Source organism: Streptomyces sp. 13-12-16, assembly GCF_002114215.1.
In the GTDB taxonomy this organism is placed as follows: domain Bacteria; phylum Actinomycetota; class Actinomycetes; order Streptomycetales; family Streptomycetaceae; genus Streptomyces.
Genome location: NZ_NCTE01001305.1, coordinates 8719 through 10038, shown reverse-complemented (window position 1 = coordinate 10038; position 1320 = coordinate 8719). Strand labels below are relative to the sequence as shown.

Annotated in this window: 2 protein-coding genes and 1 pseudogene; 2 read left to right on the top strand and 1 reads right to left on the bottom strand. The window is 74.6% G+C overall.

The window, feature by feature from the left end; genetic code table 11:
• Nucleotides 1–202 precede the first annotated feature (202 nt).
• Complete coding sequence (locus B7767_RS40225; protein WP_085576237.1) at nt 203–454, top strand: hypothetical protein; 252 nt, start codon at nt 203–205, stop codon at nt 452–454.
• Nucleotides 455–457: 3 nt separating this feature from the next.
• Here the strand turns inward: B7767_RS40225 and B7767_RS47010 are convergent, their stop codons facing one another.
• Nucleotides 458–991, bottom strand: a complete 534-nt coding sequence (locus tag B7767_RS47010; RefSeq protein WP_085576235.1) for a hypothetical protein — start codon at nt 989–991, stop codon at nt 458–460.
• A gap of 130 nt (nt 992–1121) precedes the next feature.
• Here B7767_RS47010 and B7767_RS40215 point away from each other — a divergent pair.
• A pseudogene (locus B7767_RS40215) lies at nt 1122–1320 on the top strand (LysE family translocator); the annotation flags it as partial.

Genomic DNA, 1320 nt, shown 5'->3' with positions numbered 1-1320 from the left:
CGGCACCGTACGCCGAACCGGGCCGGCCGCACGGAGTGCGCGCGAGCCCGGGCAGGGGCACCGGGACCGGACCGCCCGGAGTGAGAGCGGCACCCGCGAGCGCCGGACGCGCACCGAGGGCGGAAAACCGCCACCGCGGCCCGGCCGCCGCCGCGCCGCCGAAGAACGGGAAGAGCCGCCCTGAACGGCGGTGGAGAGCGCGGTGCGGGACATCTCGTTCCGGTCGACGGTCCACACCGAACGCCTCCGCTTCGCCGAGGAACCCCGGACGGCCGTCCGCTTCCCGGGCACCGGGGAGCGGGAGTCGACGAGCCACAGTGACCGTGACCACCTTCCCGAGGAGGTCGTGCCGGGACAGGACTACCACGATGTCACCGTCGACTACCGCCTGGAGACACGGCTCGTCGGAGGGCCGGAGCGCGGACGCGACGGAGCCGGCCGCCGGCAGTCGTGACCGTTACTTGATCAGGGCGTTCGCCGCGATGATCACCAGGCCGATCAGCATGTCGGCGATCCCCGCCCGGAGCGAAGCCGTCCATCCACGGCCCGCGCTGCGCGCCGTCCACGCGCCCCAGCCGGCGAGCAGGAGGGTGTTGAGCAGCAGGGCGGTGTTCACCGCCTGGGTCTCCGTCCACCAGGAGGGCATCGCGGTCAGCAGCAGCACGACGGTGGGGACAGCCGCCACGACGACCGGCCATTCGGCGAGCATGGCGCGCAGCCCGACCCGGACACCGCTGCCGTCCGCCGACAACCGATGCGCGACGACATGGGCGTATCCGTGGGCGGCGGCGGAGGCGAGGGCGGTGAGCAGGACCCACAGTGCGTCGGAGCCGGGCTCGTCCGCCTCACCGGGGGAGTCGAGCGCGGCGGCCAGCGCGCTGGCCAGGATCAGCCCGTAGACGCCGCTGAACAGCGTCGTTTCCGGTGTTCGCCGAGTTGCCGCCGGGCGCGGGGTGTTCGGCCGGCGGAAGCGGTGGGCGCGGTGATGCATCGCCACCACCTTCGCCGGGGGCGTCGGACACGGCAACATGGCACGATGCGGACGGGTGGTGCCGTGCTGTGGTCCCCGGACCGTCAGGTGCGCTGTGCCGGCGACGCCTCCCGGGCGCGACACCGAGCCCGTGCTCGTCCAGCTCCTCACGGCCGTGGGCGTGCTCGCTGTCCTGACCGTGGTTCCCGGCCCGGACACGGCGGTGACGGAGCGGGCCGTCGCGTCCGGCCTGCGCACCGTCGGCGGCATCACGGCGGGACTGCTCGTCCGGGGCGCGCTCACGGTGGCCGGTCCGGCGGCCGTCCTTGCGGCGTCCGCCACGGCCTGCA

What these genes read in the sequence shown, in the direction of transcription:
- B7767_RS47010 (WP_085576235.1), bottom strand. Translation starts at nt 991, where the DNA reads ATGCATCACCGCGCCCACCGCTTCCGCCGGCCGAACACCCCGCGCCCG.